Origin of the sequence: Streptococcus oralis (assembly GCF_001588645.1) — a bacterium.
GTDB classification, from domain to species: domain Bacteria; phylum Bacillota; class Bacilli; order Lactobacillales; family Streptococcaceae; genus Streptococcus; species Streptococcus oralis_AB.
Map to the genome: position 1 here is coordinate 317,319 of NZ_LAYF01000003.1, position 15,847 is coordinate 333,165.

Here is a 15,847-nt window from a genome sequence, read left to right on the forward strand (position 1 = left end):
AGGAACTATGAAAATTGTAATTGCACCCGATTCTTTTAAAGAAAGTTTGACGGCAGAAGAGGTCGCTCAAGCTATAAAAATAGGTTTCGAACAGTCAATAGCGGATGTAGAATGTCTGCTTTGCCCTGTAGGTGATGGTGGGGAAGGAACCGTAGATGCTATCCGACATTCTCTTGAACTAGAAGAAAAATGGTTCCAAGTGACAGGACCTTTTGGCTCAAAAGAATCAATGCGCTACTTTCAAAAAGGCCAAATAGCGCTCTTTGAAGTTGCTGACTTGGTTGGTTTAGGAAAGATTCCGCAGGAGAAACGAAATCCCCTTCACATCCAAACCAGAGGTATCGGAGAGTTGATTCGCCATCTCATTGATCAAGGGATGAAAGAAATCTATATCGGAGTTGGTGGTACGGCTAGTAATGACGGTGGAATAGGCATTGCTGCTGGTTTAGGTTATCATTTTTATGATAAGAATGGAAAAGAATTGCCAGCTTGCGGTCAGACTTTGCTTGAATTCGAGTTAGTTTCAAATAGCAAGTTGTATAAGATACCTGAAGATGTAAAAATTCGCATTTTAGCAGATGTCGTGAGCCCTCTATGTGGTCTTCAAGGAGCGACCTATACATTTGGAAAACAAAAGGGCTTGGATCCTGCTTTGTTTGAGACAGTAGATTTGGCTATACAGCGGTTCTATGAAAAATTTTCACCATCAACCCTCTCTCTTAAAGGAGCAGGAGCTGGGGGTGGGATTGCGGCTGGGCTCTGTGCCTTTGCTGAGGCCACTATCGTATCTGGGATTGATACTTGCTTGGATTTGATTGGCTTTGACAAGAAAGTTACAGGGGCTGACTTGGTTATCGTTGGGGAAGGTAGACTGGATAGTCAAAGCTTTGTTGGAAAAGCTCCTATTGGTGTAGCAAAAAGAACCCCTAATGGAGTTCCTGTTATTGCTATTTGTGGTAGTCTTGCTGATGATTTACCTTCCCTACCATTCGAAAATATACAAGCAGCCTTTTCTATTTTAGAAAAAAGTGAACCTTTGGAAGACAGTCTGAAAAATGCAAGACTCTATTTGGAGCACACATCTACTAATATTGGTCGTTTATTAAATATGAGAAATCATTAACCAAACCATTTTTTCCAGATAGATTTTTTAGGAGCTTCTGCCTTTTTCTCCTCCCAGAGGTTTGAGAAAGCAAGTCTAAGGTCTTTTTCGTCTACTTGAACAGGTTCATTTGTATGAATGACAAGACCAAAAGGAGAGGTGATATGATCATCTGAAACAATAGTCGCCTGACAGTTGCTTTCTTTTGCTTGTTTTAAGTAAAAGACCTGTTTGTCAAACTCGATATTTGGTGAGATTTTCACAAAAAGTATCGCTACCTTTTCTTGAAAACCCTCTAAAATAGAGAAAAATCCATGTTCTAATTCAGAACTATTGGCAGTACTGATATCCGCGTAGCCAAGAACTCTTTCCTCGAAAGTGCCGAGATAGCGGCGTTGTTCGTCAGGGTTTAATTTCGGCCCACCATGAGTTTTTTCTAGTAGTTGTTTTGATAAATCTGTCATAGTTTGATTGTACCATAATTCAAGTTGAATTCCAAAATAAAATCTCCTTCAAAATATGAAAGAGATAAGATGATCTAGTTATTTTTCTTTACGTAATCTACAATGTCTGCAACCTTTTTATCAAGATCAGCAAATACAGTGAAATTTTTAGAAATCAAGTATTTATTAAGTTCTTCTTTGCTTGAACCTGTTTCAGAACTCCCATCGGAGTTATTAATTAAATATGAACCATTTGCATAGAGGATGACATTGTCATCAGAAGGAAGTTGAATGGTATAAGAGCCACCACTATCTTTTGAGACAAAACTACCGTCAGTACCATGGTACTGATAGGTCTTGTCGTTGTCAAGATAAATAATTGATGAACCGTCTTCTTGTAAAAATGTAAAATCTTTACCGTTTGTTCCAATTACACTACCATCAGTATAAGTAATAGTTGAAGTACCATCACTGTTCTTCTCTACAACCTTACTATTATTGTTAGCACAGGCAGTAAGTAAAATAACTGATATAAATAAAGCAATTAATAAGAATTTCTTCTTCATTATTAGTCTCCTTAATATTTTTCTTATAGTATAGTATCAAATTTAACTCAATTTTTAAAGTGAATAAAGTATTTGATATGGAATTGTAAAATACTAACACTTGTGACATATATTTTAAATTACTTGTAAAATTAAAGGTAGAACTTGTTTAATCGACATAAATGAATTATTATTTTGATTAATATTAATAAAGGTTATAACGATTTCATATTCAAACAAGTTGATAATTTTAAGTGGATAAATAGGAAATTGTGAAAGCGATTACTTTATAAAGTTAAGGAAAATTTGCACAAAGATAACGTTTTTCCTTGAAAAAGGCGTGTATTTGAGGTATCATAGAGGTGTAAAAAATTTAACTCAAAGGAGAGTAAAAAATGTCAATTATTACTGATGTTTACGCTCGCGAAGTCCTAGACTCACGCGGTAACCCAACACTTGAGGTAGAAGTTTATACTGAATCAGGTGCTTTCGGACGTGGTATGGTTCCATCAGGAGCTTCTACTGGTGAACACGAAGCAGTTGAACTTCGCGACGGTGACAAATCTCGTTACGGTGGTCTTGGTACACAAAAAGCTGTTGACAACGTAAACAACATCATCGCTGAAGCTATCATCGGCTACGATGTACGTGACCAACAAGCTATCGACCGTGCTATGATCGCACTTGACGGTACTCCTAATAAAGGTAAATTGGGTGCAAACGCAATTCTTGGTGTGTCTATCGCTGTAGCTCGTGCTGCTGCTGACTACCTTGAAATCCCACTTTACAGCTACCTTGGTGGATTCAACACTAAAGTTCTTCCAACTCCAATGATGAACATCATCAACGGTGGTTCTCACTCTGACGCTCCAATCGCTTTCCAAGAATTCATGATCGTACCTGCTGGTGCACCATCATTCAAAGAAGCTCTTCGTTGGGGTGCTGAAATCTTCCACGCACTTAAGAAAATCCTTAAATCACGTGGTTTGGAAACTGCCGTAGGTGACGAAGGTGGATTCGCTCCTCGTTTCGAAGGAACTGAAGACGGTGTTGAAACTATCCTTGCTGCGATCGAGGCTGCTGGATATGTTCCTGGTAAAGACGTATTTATCGGATTTGACTGTGCTTCGTCAGAATTCTACGATAAAGAACGTAAAGTTTACGACTACACTAAATTCGAAGGTGAAGGAGCAGCTGTACGTACTGCTGCAGAACAAATCGACTACCTTGAAGAATTGGTAAACAAATACCCAATCATTACTATCGAAGATGGTATGGACGAAAACGACTGGGACGGTTGGAAAGCTCTTACTGAACGTCTTGGTGGTAAAGTTCAATTGGTTGGTGACGACTTCTTCGTAACAAACACTTCTTACCTTGAAAAAGGTATTGCAGAAGGTGCTGCTAACTCAATCCTTATCAAAGTTAACCAAATCGGTACTCTTACTGAAACATTCGACGCTATCGAAATGGCGAAAGAAGCTGGTTACACTGCCGTTGTATCACACCGTTCAGGTGAAACTGAAGATTCAACAATCGCTGACATCGCAGTTGCAACTAACGCAGGACAAATCAAGACTGGTTCACTTTCACGTACAGACCGTATTGCTAAATACAACCAATTGCTTCGTATCGAAGACCAACTTGGTGAAGTAGCTGAATACCGTGGATTGAAATCATTCTACAACCTTAAAAAATAATCGTTGATTTAACAACGTTTTTAGCCCCTCGGATTTTTTCCGAAGGGCTTTTTTTCTGTTCAGGGGGCAAAAAGGGGGCTGAGATTATGGTATAATAGACAAAAACACTTGTATTAGAAAGAAATTATGTCTAAAGAAATTGATATTGAGTACTATCACCAACTAGCCTTGCAAAAGCAAAAAGAGCACCGAAAAGTCTTAGCCAATCTAAAGAAAAAACCTCCTAAAAACTTAGATAAGATAGCCCAGCAAATTCACCAAGAAGTTTTTTCTGAGATTGATTGCACTGCCTGCGCTAACTGTTGCAAGACTTTGGGGCCCGACTTTAAAGAAGCAGATATTACCCGTATTGCCAAGTACTTTAAGATGAAATTACCGGCTTTTGAAGCGGAATTCCTTCAGGTGGATGAAGATGGTGATAAAGTTTTCAAATCCATGCCTTGCCCCTTTCTAGGAGGAGACAATCTCTGCTCCATCTATGACGTTCGTCCCAAGGCCTGTCGTGAATTCCCCCATACAGATCGTAAAAAGATCCACCAAATCAACCATTTGACGATTAAGAATACCTTGACCTGCCCTGCAGCCTATCTCTTTGTTGAGAAATTAAAAGATAAGTTATAGAATTTACACCTTTAAATCTTGTACAAAGATTCTAGGGTGTAAGTATCTTGTATTTGTTAGAATATAGATAGAATTGAACACGGCCTAAAAGCTATGCGAAAAAGAAAAAATTACCTAGAATCAGAAGAACCAGCGTTAATTTTCCTATTCACACTTTGTTTTTAACGGCCTTAGTATCTTTTATGAGGTGAAAAAGAATATGATGCATCAATTCAATCAAACCATGGATTATTTGGAGCAGCAGCTGACTGGAGAAGTGGATATGAAAAGATTTCAGCAGCTATCAGGCTATTCTTATCCTCTTTTTAGCAGAATCTTTTCCATCATGGCTGATATGACATTAGCAGAATACTTGCGCAATCGCAGGCTATCAGAAGCTGTGACAGACTTGCGGGAAAGCTCTGACAAAATCATTGACATAGCAATGAAGTACGGCTACGAATCTGCGGATTCCTTCAGCGCAGCCTTCAAGAAATTCCATGGGGCAACACCCTCAGAAGTTCGAAATGGAAAACCTTATCGGGTTTTTCCTAGACTTCAATTATCCTTAAAGATTACAGGAGGAAAGAACATGGATATCAAGATTCAAAAGAAACCTGCATTTACCGTTGCAGGTGTTCTATTGGAAGCTATTGACAATAGCAAATGCCCGTCTGCTTGGGAGCAACTCTATGCAACTCACAGTTTTGAAAGCCTAGAAGGTTTGGGTAGCGGTCAATCCTTTGGCGTCTGCTCGGATGTCAAAGAAGGTGAAATTATCGACTATATGGCTACTTACGATGTGACGGATAAAGTCAAAGCAGAAGAGCTAGGTCTGTCCATCAAAGATATCCCAGCCGCTGAATATGCTATCGTACCAGTCAAAGGTCCTATACCAGCTAGCATTCACAATGCTTGGAAATATGTTTTGGAAGTCTTTTTCCCAGAAACTGGTTATCGCCATTCAGGAGCCCCAGACTTTGAAGTTTATTTCGAAGGAGATATGTCGTCACCAGACTACCAAATGGAACTCTGGATACCAGTGATCAAGGGCTAGATCATTTTCTGATTTTTTATAAAGATGCAAACCGAACTCTGTAGAAAGAATCTCTACAGAGTTTTTAATTGTTGACATTCATGACTATAAATCACAAATACCCATATTTTTTGTTTGGATTTTATTGGGCATGCGAATAGTTTTCTCGGTATAATAGTCCCATAGAAGATAAGGAGGCAGGGATATGCAGATGTATTTTGGAGATGTGTCACTTTGCTATAGTTATTCATTGGCAATGGCACTGGATGCCTATGGTTATGACTTTAAAGCAGAGTTTTTAGAGGCAATCATGGTAATGGGCAATGGCGCTAGTATCGTAAAGGAAGATGAACAACACCCTCTAGTATTCTTTGATAATGGTATGCCAGATCTTTCTATCTCTCATTCTTTAAAAATACTAGGGTTTGACTATGAGGATTTCTATCTAAAAGATGGAGCTGAAGTAGATTTAGAAGAGATTAAAGGAAAGTTGGAAACCTTTCTGTCCAATGGACCTGTCGTACTGGGACCTCTTGATATGGGGCATCTGACCTACAATCCCAATCACACAATCCTTTATGGTGTGGATCATTTTGTAACCGTGTATGGTATTGATGAGCAGTACCTTTATTTGCATGATCCAGCTGGTTTTGCCTGTATGAAGGTTGCTTTTAATGACATACTAGAAGCCTGGAAGGCAGAGGCTATTGACTATAAGCGTGGAGCTTATTCCATGTGGGGAAATTTTAAGAAGGTCAAGAGTCCTAGTCAGTCTGAAATCTATCAGGAAACAGCAAGGATTATGAAAAACCGATATCTGAATGGTCAAAATGGTGTTTTGGAATGCTATGCAAAATCAGTTGCTGAAAACGGCTTAAATACCGAGCAAAAACAATTGCATCAGTATTTCAGCTTTAAACTTGCTGCTGTTCGAAATCTCTATCTCAGTAAGTTCTTAAAAGATCATGATCCAGAAGGGGCAAGATTAAAAGAGGAATTGGCTACTCTATTTGGTCAAGCCCACCTTTCATGTTTAAAAGAAGATTACCAAGAACTGTCCCACTTGCTCTATCAGATAGCAGAAGTGGACAGTCTCTTTAAAGATTTATATGTAAAGTAGTGACTATAAGCATAAAAAATAGTTAGTAAAAGCAGTTTTTCGTAAAATGAAGAACTGCTTTTTGATTATGGTATAATGAAGTAAGAAAATAGCTTATTCTAGTTGAAAATGAAGGGAGAACTCCTATGCCTAGACCAAAAACAAAAGAGGAATTAGTGCTAGCCTCTAAGGAAAATTATGAGAAGCTCAATCTCCTCATTTCTCAGTTGAGTCAGGAAGAGTTGATGATTCCATTTGATTTTTCAAAAGACCAAAAGAAAAAAGAAGCTCACTGGAAAAGAGATAAAAATCTACGGGATGTCCTGATCCATCTCTATGAATGGCATCAGTTACTTTTGAGCTGGGTTTATTCTAATCAAAAGGGTCTTGAAAGACCTTTTCTCCCTGAACCTTATAATTGGAAAACTTACGGGGAGATGAATGTCGCTATTTGGAAGAAGCACCAGAAAACGTCTTTAGAAGAAGCGACTAGACTACTAGAGCAATCGCATGAAGAGGTTTTAGAGTTGATGGAAGGCTTTAGCAATGACCAACTCTTTACCAAAGGTATCTATAAATGGACGGGAGGGACAAGTCTAGGTTCCTACTTTGTCAGTAGCACCTCCAGTCACTATGATTGGGCTATCAAAAAACTTAAAGCTCATCAGAGAAATTGTAAGTGTCGCTAGTTGAAGTGTTATTGAAATTCAGAAAAGGTTCTTCTAAGTTTCGAATAGCTTCATTCTCGTGATTTTAGAGCTATTCTAGCTTTAGAATCCTTCTAAAATTAAAATTTAGGGTTATCATAAACTTAGAATAGCACTAAAACATTTATATCAATGCAATTCTAAGTTTAGAATCACACTGATATTAAAGGGATTGAGCTGTTCGATTTTTAGAATGCCTTTATTCTGTGAAATGTTGACTAGAAAATGCTTAGATTAACTTTTTTCTGATATAGGATGATAGATGGGTGAGATGATGAATATACAAAAAGAGAAAGTTAGAAAAGAGTTAGTGTCCCTCTGCTTGGGAGAGCTTGCAGCCGCTCTATCCTTTTGGTTGTGTTTTTTCCTTTTGAAAAATCGGCTTGGTGATTGGATGAGTCTAATTACCATTCTCTATCCTTTGTCTTTACTGACATTTATATTGCTTCAAGGCTCGACCTATTGGGCAATTTTGATTAGAAGACTGTCAAATCCCCAGTTCGGAAATGGAAATATTCCAAAAATATATGGTGTTCTCAGAATACTAGACCTTGTTTTACTTATTTCAGGCTTTCCTTTTATTGTCTGGTACTCACAGAGTGTTCGAGTGGCTATTATAGCCACACTAATACAGCTTTTTGCCCTTATCGAATGGGTTAATTATTTCCTCCTACGTTTATCCTATAGTCTGAACCCACTTGTTTTATGGAAACGAATTACTAAGGGAAAACTTGAAAAGAGTAGAATAGCCAAGGAGTTGGGGTAAGGGAGAATGAATGTATGTTTTAGATACTATCAATATAAAACTTTAGTTGACGTTAAATAATATTAAAAATGAGTAGGAGAATATCTATGTCTGTAGGGTTAATGGTTGGTTATAATTGGTGGACTATAGGAGAAGGGAGTCTTTTTAATTCATTCTTTTCGACTATTTATGTTCGCTTAGAAAATAATGAGTGGGGAAGTAGATACCCAGTAATAATGAATAAGCTTTACTGGGGAGATGTTCCTTTTGAATCTGTTGAAAGAGGAATAGAGGAGTTGTTATCTATCCAAGAGGAGTTGAAAAAATTTCTCCCTCAGGATGTTATATGGGATTTTGAAGATTTGTCACTCACTCCTCCTTGGGGAAATAATATCGCAGAGCATATAACAAATTTATCGCATTATTTCATAACGAGTTCCGGAAAAGATTTAATAGAAGTTTTGCTGACTAGTTTTAGCTTTTCACTTGAGCACGGTCAAAATGTGAGTGTAAAAAGTATTTGAAACTCAATAAATCAAAGATTCATTTATGCTATAATATTCTTAATGAATTTTCAGAAAGGAAACTCAATGCCCTACAAATTTCTACTCTTCGATCTTGACCATACTCTTCTTGATTTTGATACTGCTGAAAATGTGGCTCTGACACAACTTCTAAAGGAAGAAGGAGTTGCGGATATCCAAGCCTATAAAGACTATTACGTTCCTATGAACAAGGCTCTCTGGAAGGACTTGGAGCAAAAGAAAATCAGTAAACATGAACTGGTTAACACGCGTTTTTCTCGTCTATTTGCCCATTTTGGACAGGAAAAAGACGGTAGGTTGCTTGCCCAGCGTTACCAATTTTACTTAGCCCAACAGGGACAAACACTTTCGGATGCTCATGAACTCTTGGACAGCCTCATCGAACGTGATTATGATCTGTACGCTGCGACAAATGGCATTACTGTCATTCAGACGGGTCGTCTGGCTCAATCAGGTCTGGCTCCCTATTTCAACCAAGTCTTTATCTCCGAGCAATTGCAAACGCAAAAGCCTGATGCATTATTCTATGAAAAAATCGGTCAGCAGATTGTAGGATTTAGTAAAGAAAAGACGCTGATGATCGGAGATTCCTTAACGGCTGATATTCAAGGAGGCAATAATGCAGGGATTGATACTATCTGGTACAATCCTCATCACCTCGAAAATCATACACAAACCCAGCCAACTTATGAAGTTCATTCTTACCAAGACTTGCTGAATTTTTTAGATGCTTTGTAGTGATTTCCCTAAGAGGTGTTGATATGGAAACTAAAGTCATTGAAGAGATTGATAACTTACTAAATCTCATCGAGCAGTATCAGTTAAAAGGTGTGGTTGCCCAAGTAAATTCGTTAAAAGAGTTAAAGTATATCATAAGCAATCATATAGAGTTAAGTACTCGAGAGAAGATGAATATCCACCATTCACTCTTTCTTCCTAGGGGTGGCTTATCTGAACTCTACTATATGGATGCTAATTTTGAACGGATGAAGTCTGTAAATAATCAACTTTCCTATGCTATTGATACAATCGAAAAGTTTTTAATGGCTGATTGATACTGTGAATACTAATGTCAAATAACAGGGTCAATAACAGTATATATAAGAACTGTAAAAAGTGGTTTAGATAGCCACTTTTTGCTATAATAGAGGCAGTAAAAACGAAGGAGTCGGCGATGCAACACTCATCATGGCATGCTTTGATTAAGGAGCAATTACCTGAAGGTTATTTTGGGAAAATCAATCAATTTATGGAACAGGTCTATGCTCAGGGAATTGTCTATCCACCTAAGGAAAAAGTTTTTCAGGCTCTCTTGACTACACCACTTGAAGAAGTGAAGGTGGTGATTCTAGGGCAAGACCCCTATCACGGGCCAGGTCAGGCGCAGGGCTTGAGTTTTTCTGTACCCGATGCTATTCCAGCGCCACCGTCCTTGCAAAATATCTTGAAAGAATTGTCAGATGATATCGGGGTTAAGAAATCTCATGATTTGACGTCTTGGGCTAAGCAAGGAGTCTTACTTCTTAATGCTTGCTTGACGGTCCCTGCTGGTCAGGCAAATGGTCATGCTGGGCAGATATGGGAGCCTTTTACTGATGCCGTGATTCGGGTTGTCAATAATCTAGACAGACCTGTAGTCTTTGTACTCTGGGGCGCTTATGCACGCAAGAAGAAGGTCTTGGTTACCAATCCTCACCACTTGATTATCGAATCAGCCCATCCTAGTCCTTTATCGGTTTATAGAGGATTTTGGGGTTCCAAGCCTTTTTCCAAGGCCAATGCATTCTTAATAGAGACAGGACAAGAGCCAATCGATTGGCTTAGATAAGGAGATAATATGCCTCAGTTAGCGACGATTTGCTACATTGATAACGGAAAAGAACTGCTCATGCTCCATCGTAATAAGAAGCCCAATGATGTCCACGAAGGCAAATGGATTGGTGTGGGTGGTAAGCTAGAGCGAGGAGAGACGCCTCAGGAATGTGCGGCACGTGAAATCCTCGAAGAAACAGGTCTGAAAGCCAAGCCCGTGCTAAAAGGCGTTATCACTTTTCCAGAATTTACACCAGATTTAGACTGGTACACCTATGTTTTTAAGGTGACGGAGTTTGAGGGTGACTTGATTGACTGCAATGAGGGTACCTTAGAATGGGTTCCTTATGATGAGGTCTTAAGCAAGCCGACTTGGGAAGGTGACCACACCTTTGTTGAGTGGCTTTTAGAGGACAAACCCTTCTTCTCAGCTAAGTTTGTTTATGATGGGGATAAATTGTTGGATACCCAAGTTGATTTTTATGAATAAAGGAGTAGAGCTATGTTACTAATCAAAAATGGTCGTGTCATGGATCCCAAGTCTGGTCTGGATCAAGTCTGTGATGTTTTGGTCGAAGATGGAAAGATTATCAAAATTGCCCCTGAAATTAAGGAAGAAGGAGCAGAAGTGATCGACGCTACTGGTCTTGTAGTTGCGCCTGGACTAGTCGATATCCATGTTCATTTCCGTGAACCTGGTCAGACCCACAAGGAGGACATCCATACTGGGGCACTAGCGGCTGCTGCAGGTGGTTTTACAACGGTTGTTATGATGGCTAATACTAGTCCAACCATTTCGGACGTAGAAACTTTGCAAGAAGTTCTTCAGTCAGCTGCCAAGGAAAAAATCAATGTCAAGACAGTTGCGACTATTACCAAGAACTTTAATGGCCAAGACTTGACAGACTTTAAGGCGCTTTTAGAAGCAGGTGCGGTTGGTTTTTCTGATGACGGTATTCCGCTTGAGAGCAGTAAAGTGGTCAAGGAAGCCATGGAAGAAGCTAAAAAACTTAATACTTTTATTAGTCTTCATGAGGAAGATCCAGGTTTGAATGGGATTCTTGGATTTAACGAAAATATCGCTAAGGAACATTTTCATATCTGTGGAGCGACTGGGGTGGCTGAGTACGCTATGATTGCGCGTGATGTCATGATTGCCTACGCAACCAAGGCCCATGTTCACATCCAGCATTTGTCTAAGGAAGAAAGTGTCAAGGTAGTGGAATTCGCTCAAGGTCTGGGTGCGCAAGTCACAGCAGAAGTAGCACCACAACATTTCTCTAAGACAGAAGCTCTTCTTTTAACTCAAGGAAGCAATGCCAAAATGAATCCGCCGCTTCGTTTGGAATCAGATCGTCGTGCCGTGATTGAGGGTCTTAAGTCAGGTGTTATCACAGTTATTGCGACAGACCACGCACCTCACCATGCAGATGAGAAAAATGTAGAAGACATCACCAAAGCGCCATCTGGTATGACAGGTTTGGAAACCTCTCTTTCTCTTGGTTTGACTTATTTGGTGGAAGCTGGTGAGTTGAGCTTGATGGAATTGCTTGAAAAAATGACTGTCAATCCAGCCAAGCTTTACAACTTTGAAGCAGGTTACTTGGCTGAGAATGGTCCAGCGGATATCACTATCTTTGACGCTAAGGCTGACCGCCTTGTGGACTCCCATTTTGCGTCAAAAGCAGCTAATTCCCCATTTATCGGTGAAACTTTAAAAGGGCAGGTTAAATATACCATCTGCAAGGGACAAATTGTCTACCAAAACTAGATGGGATTCTGCTCTAGAAACTATAAGAATAGAGAGCGTATATGTATCCAACCCATCAATTTAAAGACAAGTTTGTCTTATTTCTTAAGATATTTTTCCCTATTCTGATCTATCAATTTGCCAATTATTCTGCCTCTTTTGTTGATACAACCATGACTGGGCAGTACAATACCATGGACTTGGCGGGGGTGTCAACCGCAACGAGTCTATGGAATCCTTTCTTTACTTTTTTAACAGGGATTGTTTCGGCCATGGTTCCCATCATAGGCCATCATCTGGGACGGGGCAAAAAGGAAGAAGTAGCATCTGATTTTTACCAATTTATCTACTTGGCTTTCGGACTGTCTTTGGTCTTGCTTGGAATGGTAGTATTCTTAGCGCCACCTGTCTTAACCAACATCGGACTAGAAGCTCAAGTGGCGGCAGTTGCAGTTTCCTATCTTTGGTACCTGTCTATTGGAATTATTCCCTTGTTGCTGTTCAGTGTCATTCGCTCTTTGTTGGATTCTCTTGGATTGACCAAGCTATCTATGTACCTCATGCTCCTATTACTTCCGCTCAATAGTAGTTTTAACTATCTCTTGATATATGGAGCTTTCGGTTTCCCAGAGCTTGGTGGCGCAGGGGCAGGGCTAGGAACTTCGCTAGCCTATTGGGTTTTATTGGGCATTTCCCTGCTTGTTTTGTTCAAACAAAAAAGATTAAAAGCGTTACATCTTGAAAAACGGATTCCACTCAATATAGATAAAATCAAGGAAGGTGTTCGGCTAGGTCTACCAATCGGGGGAACCGTCTTTGCTGAAGTAGCTATCTTTTCTGTGGTTGGCTTGATCATGGCTAAGTTTTCATCGCTCATCATCGCTAGCCACCAGTCAGCTATGAATTTTTCGAGTCTCATGTATGCTTTTCCTATGAGTATTTCCTCTGCTATGGCGATTGTTGTGTCTTACGAGGTTGGGGCTAAACGTTTTGAGGATGCAAAAACCTATGCTCGTCTGGGGAGAATAACTGCCCTTATTTTTGCAGGTCTTACCCTGTCCTTTCTCTACATTTTTAGAGATCGTGTAGCAAGTCTATATGGAAATGACCCTCACTTCATTGAAACCACGGCTGTTTTCCTGACATACAGTCTCTTTTTCCAGCTAGCTGATACCTTTGCGGCTCCGCTCCAAGGAATTTTAAGAGGGTATAAGGATACTATCGTTCCTTTCTATCTTGGATTAATCGGGTATTGGGGAGTAGCGATACCACTAGGATATCTACTAGATCAGGTAACTGATTTAGGGGCATTTGCTTACTGGATTGGGTTGATTGCCAGCTTGATTGTTTCTGGTTGTTTGTATCAATGGCGTTTGCAAACAATTATGAAAAGATTTGAAGTTTCCAATGTCAAATAAACTTTGTGAAAAAATAATCTAACCAAAGAAAATCCCTGTTAAAACGGGGATTTATTTTTTTACCTTGTGAAATTTTATCGGTCATATACTTTGACAGTGTATACTAAAAAAGGTAAAATAGTAAGGTAAGTACAAAGTTAGAAAGGCAAGATTATGTCAACTTTAGATAAGAATCTTTTGCTAGAGATGTTCCGTAAGATGGAAGAAATCCGTCGCATGGACTTAAAAATTGCTCAGTTAGTGAAAAAGGGAAAAGTCCCTGGTATGACTCACTTTTCTGTTGGAGAGGAAGCTGCTAACGTCGGAGCTATGCTGGCCCTCAATCCAGATGATCTGATTACCTCAAATCACCGTGGTCACGGTCAAGCTATCGCCAAAGGGATTGACCTCAACGGAATGATGGCTGAAATCCTTGGGAAATACACTGGAACCTGTAAAGGAAAAGGTGGTTCCATGCACATTGCTGACCTTGATGCTGGTAACCTTGGTGCCAATGGTATCGTAGGTGGTGGTATGGGAATCGCTGTTGGTGCAGCTCTCAGTCAGCAAATGCAACATACTGGTAAAATCGTTGTCTGCTTCTTTGGAGATGGCGCGACCAACGAAGGTGTTTTCCACGAAGCAGTAAATATGGCTTCTATCTGGAACCTGCCAGTCATTTTTTACTGCATTAACAACGGTTATGGGATCTCTGCGGATATCAAGAAAATGACCAATGTGGAGCACATCCATCAACGTAGTGCTGCTTATGGAATTCCTGGAATGTTTATCGAAGATGGAAACAATGTCATCGATGTTTATGAAGGATTTAAGAAAGCTGTAGATCATGTTCGTGGTGGCAATGGCCCAGTCTTGATCGAAAGTGTAACCTATCGCTGGCTTGGTCACTCATCATCTGACCCTGGTAAATATCGTACCCGTGAAGAAGTGGAATTGTGGAAACAAAAAGACCCAATCGAAAACCTTCGCAAGTACCTCGTTGAAAATAATATTGCAAGTGCTCAAGAATTGGAAGAAATCCAAGCACAAGTCAAGGAAGCAGTGGAAGCTTCTGTTAAATTTGCAGAAGAAAGCCCATTCCCACCACTTGAATCAGCATTTGAAGATATTTACGCAGACTAAGGAGAAAGAGATAAAATGGAAACAAAAACAATGTCGTTCCGCGACACCATTATCCTTGCTATGTCTGAGGAAATGCGTCGCGATGAAAATGTGTTCTTGATGGGAGAAGACGTCGGTGTCTTTGGAGGAGACTTCGGAACTTCTGTTGGAATGCTCGAAGAATTTGGTCCAGAACGTGTTCGTGACTGTCCGATTTCTGAAGCAGCAATTTCTGGAGCAGCAGCAGGAGCAGCCATGACAGGACTTCGCCCAATCGTCGATATGACCTTCATGGACTTCTCGGTCATTGCCATGGACAATATCGTCAACCAAGCCGCTAAAACACGTTATATGTTTGGCGGTAAAGGTCAGGTTCCAATGACTGTCCGTTGTGCAGCTGGTAATGGAGTTGGTTCTGCGGCTCAGCATTCGCAATCACTAGAGTCTTGGTTTACTCACATCCCTGGTCTTAAGGTTGTAGCTCCAGGTACACCTGCGGATATGAAAGGACTGCTCAAGTCTTCTATCCGTGATAACAACCCTGTTATCATCCTTGAATACAAGTCAGAATTTAACCAAAAAGGGGAAGTGCCAGTTGATCCAGACTACACAATCCCACTTGGAGTTGGTGAAATCAAACGTGAAGGTACAGATGTAACAGTCGTTACTTATGGAAAAATGCTTCGCCGTGTGGTTCAAGCTGCTGAAGAATTAGCAGAAGAAGGAATTTCTGTTGAAATTGTGGACCCACGTACCCTTGTTCCTCTTGATAAGGATATCATCATTAACTCAGTGAAGAAGACTGGTAAGGTCGTTCTGGTCAACGACGCCCACAAAACAAGTGGCTATATCGGAGAGATTTCAGCAATTATTTCCGAATCAGAAGCATTTGATTATCTAGATGCACCAATCCGCCGTTGCGCTGGAGAAGATGTGCCAATGCCTTACGCACAAAATCTAGAAAATGCAATGATTCCAACAGTTGAAAGCATCAAAGATGCAATCCGTAAGACTTATAACAAAGAATAATACATAATATAAGTTATGTAAATGAACTAAAAAAGACGAGAAACTTTGTATCTTTTAGGTGCAAAACTCTTTTCGTCCTTGATATCATAGATTAGAGCACGGGCTAAAAGCTCGGAAAAAAGATAAATCTCCTTGACTTCATCGAAGTCTGCGTTGATTTCCGATTTTTCGGTCGCTTTTAAACGCCCTTTGCATCATGTAATTGAATTCGGACG

Annotated in this window: 18 protein-coding genes; 16 read left to right on the plus strand and 2 right to left on the minus strand. The window is 39.9% G+C overall.

What is annotated here, in order from left to right; translation table 11 throughout:
• Positions 1–7: 7 nt before the first annotated feature.
• Positions 8–1,123 carry a glycerate kinase gene (locus A0739_RS03110; protein ID WP_061587030.1) on the plus strand — a complete coding sequence of 372 codons (1,116 nt, stop codon included), beginning with the start codon at positions 8–10 and terminating at the stop codon, positions 1,121–1,123.
• Here the strand turns inward: A0739_RS03110 and A0739_RS03115 are convergent.
• Both A0739_RS03115 and A0739_RS03120 read right to left on the minus strand, forming a co-directional pair.
• Entirely contained in the window at positions 1,120–1,566 is a 447-nt protein-coding gene (locus tag A0739_RS03115; protein ID WP_061587031.1) for a DUF1694 domain-containing protein, read from the minus strand. The genes A0739_RS03110 and A0739_RS03115 overlap by 4 nt on opposite strands.
• A gap of 74 nt (positions 1,567–1,640) precedes the next feature.
• The gene (locus A0739_RS03120; RefSeq protein WP_061587032.1) at positions 1,641–2,111 is read right to left on the minus strand and encodes a hypothetical protein; all 471 of its coding nucleotides are present in this window, start codon (positions 2,109–2,111) and stop codon (positions 1,641–1,643) included.
• Positions 2,112–2,485: 374 nt separating this feature from the next.
• On the opposite strand from A0739_RS03120, the gene eno reads away from it, so the two are divergent.
• The 15 genes from eno to A0739_RS03195 all read left to right on the plus strand — a co-directional run bounded on the left by eno (position 2,486) and on the right by A0739_RS03195 (position 15,632).
• Positions 2,486–3,790 carry a surface-displayed alpha-enolase gene (eno, locus tag A0739_RS03125; RefSeq protein WP_000022821.1) on the plus strand — a complete coding sequence of 435 codons (1,305 nt, stop codon included), beginning with the start codon at positions 2,486–2,488 and terminating at the stop codon, positions 3,788–3,790.
• Positions 3,791–3,916: 126 nt separating this feature from the next.
• Positions 3,917–4,411 (plus strand): YkgJ family cysteine cluster protein, encoded by a 495-nt coding sequence (locus tag A0739_RS03130; RefSeq protein WP_000031484.1) that lies wholly within the window; start codon positions 3,917–3,919, stop codon positions 4,409–4,411.
• Between the two features lie 199 nt (positions 4,412–4,610).
• The gene (locus tag A0739_RS03135; protein WP_061587033.1) at positions 4,611–5,447 is read left to right on the plus strand and encodes an AraC family transcriptional regulator; all 837 of its coding nucleotides are present in this window, start codon (positions 4,611–4,613) and stop codon (positions 5,445–5,447) included.
• A 184-nt stretch (positions 5,448–5,631) separates the two neighbouring features.
• A complete protein-coding gene (locus A0739_RS03140; protein ID WP_061587034.1) occupies positions 5,632–6,546 on the plus strand; it encodes a peptidase in 915 nt (304 codons plus the stop codon).
• A gap of 125 nt (positions 6,547–6,671) precedes the next feature.
• Positions 6,672–7,214 (plus strand): ClbS/DfsB family four-helix bundle protein, encoded by a 543-nt coding sequence (locus tag A0739_RS03145; protein ID WP_061587035.1) that lies wholly within the window; start codon positions 6,672–6,674, stop codon positions 7,212–7,214.
• 280 nt (positions 7,215–7,494) lie between these two features.
• A complete protein-coding gene (locus tag A0739_RS03150) occupies positions 7,495–7,998 on the plus strand; it encodes a hypothetical protein (protein WP_061587036.1) in 504 nt (167 codons plus the stop codon).
• A gap of 86 nt (positions 7,999–8,084) precedes the next feature.
• On the plus strand, positions 8,085–8,501 hold the full coding sequence (locus A0739_RS03155; RefSeq protein ID WP_000110627.1) for an Imm70 family immunity protein: 417 nt from the start codon (positions 8,085–8,087) through the stop codon (positions 8,499–8,501).
• Between the two features lie 66 nt (positions 8,502–8,567).
• Positions 8,568–9,260, plus strand: a complete 693-nt coding sequence (gene pynA / locus A0739_RS03160; protein WP_061587037.1) for a pyrimidine 5'-nucleotidase PynA — start codon at positions 8,568–8,570, stop codon at positions 9,258–9,260.
• Between the two features lie 23 nt (positions 9,261–9,283).
• Positions 9,284–9,577 carry a hypothetical protein gene (locus tag A0739_RS03165; RefSeq protein WP_044020765.1) on the plus strand — a complete coding sequence of 98 codons (294 nt, stop codon included), beginning with the start codon at positions 9,284–9,286 and terminating at the stop codon, positions 9,575–9,577.
• A gap of 119 nt (positions 9,578–9,696) precedes the next feature.
• Entirely contained in the window at positions 9,697–10,350 is a 654-nt protein-coding gene (locus A0739_RS03170) for a uracil-DNA glycosylase (RefSeq protein WP_061587038.1), read from the plus strand.
• Between the two features lie 9 nt (positions 10,351–10,359).
• Complete coding sequence (locus tag A0739_RS03175; protein WP_001135768.1) at positions 10,360–10,824, plus strand: NUDIX hydrolase; 465 nt, start codon at positions 10,360–10,362, stop codon at positions 10,822–10,824.
• Positions 10,825–10,836: 12 nt separating this feature from the next.
• Positions 10,837–12,105 (plus strand): dihydroorotase, encoded by a 1,269-nt coding sequence (locus A0739_RS03180; RefSeq protein ID WP_061587039.1) that lies wholly within the window; start codon positions 10,837–10,839, stop codon positions 12,103–12,105.
• Between the two features lie 41 nt (positions 12,106–12,146).
• The gene (locus tag A0739_RS03185) at positions 12,147–13,502 is read left to right on the plus strand and encodes an MATE family efflux transporter (RefSeq protein WP_061587040.1); all 1,356 of its coding nucleotides are present in this window, start codon (positions 12,147–12,149) and stop codon (positions 13,500–13,502) included.
• A gap of 153 nt (positions 13,503–13,655) precedes the next feature.
• Positions 13,656–14,624, plus strand: a complete 969-nt coding sequence (locus A0739_RS03190) for a thiamine pyrophosphate-dependent dehydrogenase E1 component subunit alpha (protein WP_061587041.1) — start codon at positions 13,656–13,658, stop codon at positions 14,622–14,624.
• 15 nt (positions 14,625–14,639) lie between these two features.
• Positions 14,640–15,632: an alpha-ketoacid dehydrogenase subunit beta gene (locus tag A0739_RS03195; protein WP_000448714.1), complete on the plus strand. Its 993-nt coding sequence runs from the start codon at positions 14,640–14,642 to the stop codon at positions 15,630–15,632.
• Positions 15,633–15,847 lie beyond the last annotated feature (215 nt).

What these genes read in the sequence shown, in the direction of transcription:
- eno (WP_000022821.1), top strand. Translation starts at nt 2,486, where the DNA reads ATGTCAATTATTACTGATGTTTACGCTCGCGAAGTCCTAGACTCACGC.
- A0739_RS03180 (WP_061587039.1), top strand. Translation starts at nt 10,837, where the DNA reads ATGTTACTAATCAAAAATGGTCGTGTCATGGATCCCAAGTCTGGTCTG.
- A0739_RS03155 (WP_000110627.1), top strand. Translation starts at nt 8,085, where the DNA reads ATGTCTGTAGGGTTAATGGTTGGTTATAATTGGTGGACTATAGGAGAA.
- A0739_RS03135 (WP_061587033.1), top strand. Translation starts at nt 4,611, where the DNA reads ATGATGCATCAATTCAATCAAACCATGGATTATTTGGAGCAGCAGCTG.
- A0739_RS03150 (WP_061587036.1), top strand. Translation starts at nt 7,495, where the DNA reads ATGGGTGAGATGATGAATATACAAAAAGAGAAAGTTAGAAAAGAGTTA.
- A0739_RS03170 (WP_061587038.1), top strand. Translation starts at nt 9,697, where the DNA reads ATGCAACACTCATCATGGCATGCTTTGATTAAGGAGCAATTACCTGAA.
- A0739_RS03115 (WP_061587031.1), bottom strand. Translation starts at nt 1,566, where the DNA reads ATGACAGATTTATCAAAACAACTACTAGAAAAAACTCATGGTGGGCCG.
- A0739_RS03195 (WP_000448714.1), top strand. Translation starts at nt 14,640, where the DNA reads ATGGAAACAAAAACAATGTCGTTCCGCGACACCATTATCCTTGCTATG.
- A0739_RS03175 (WP_001135768.1), top strand. Translation starts at nt 10,360, where the DNA reads ATGCCTCAGTTAGCGACGATTTGCTACATTGATAACGGAAAAGAACTG.
- A0739_RS03165 (WP_044020765.1), top strand. Translation starts at nt 9,284, where the DNA reads ATGGAAACTAAAGTCATTGAAGAGATTGATAACTTACTAAATCTCATC.
- A0739_RS03190 (WP_061587041.1), top strand. Translation starts at nt 13,656, where the DNA reads ATGTCAACTTTAGATAAGAATCTTTTGCTAGAGATGTTCCGTAAGATG.
- A0739_RS03120 (WP_061587032.1), bottom strand. Translation starts at nt 2,111, where the DNA reads ATGAAGAAGAAATTCTTATTAATTGCTTTATTTATATCAGTTATTTTA.
- A0739_RS03130 (WP_000031484.1), top strand. Translation starts at nt 3,917, where the DNA reads ATGTCTAAAGAAATTGATATTGAGTACTATCACCAACTAGCCTTGCAA.
- A0739_RS03110 (WP_061587030.1), top strand. Translation starts at nt 8, where the DNA reads ATGAAAATTGTAATTGCACCCGATTCTTTTAAAGAAAGTTTGACGGCA.
- A0739_RS03140 (WP_061587034.1), top strand. Translation starts at nt 5,632, where the DNA reads ATGCAGATGTATTTTGGAGATGTGTCACTTTGCTATAGTTATTCATTG.
- A0739_RS03185 (WP_061587040.1), top strand. Translation starts at nt 12,147, where the DNA reads ATGTATCCAACCCATCAATTTAAAGACAAGTTTGTCTTATTTCTTAAG.
- A0739_RS03145 (WP_061587035.1), top strand. Translation starts at nt 6,672, where the DNA reads ATGCCTAGACCAAAAACAAAAGAGGAATTAGTGCTAGCCTCTAAGGAA.
- pynA (WP_061587037.1), top strand. Translation starts at nt 8,568, where the DNA reads ATGCCCTACAAATTTCTACTCTTCGATCTTGACCATACTCTTCTTGAT.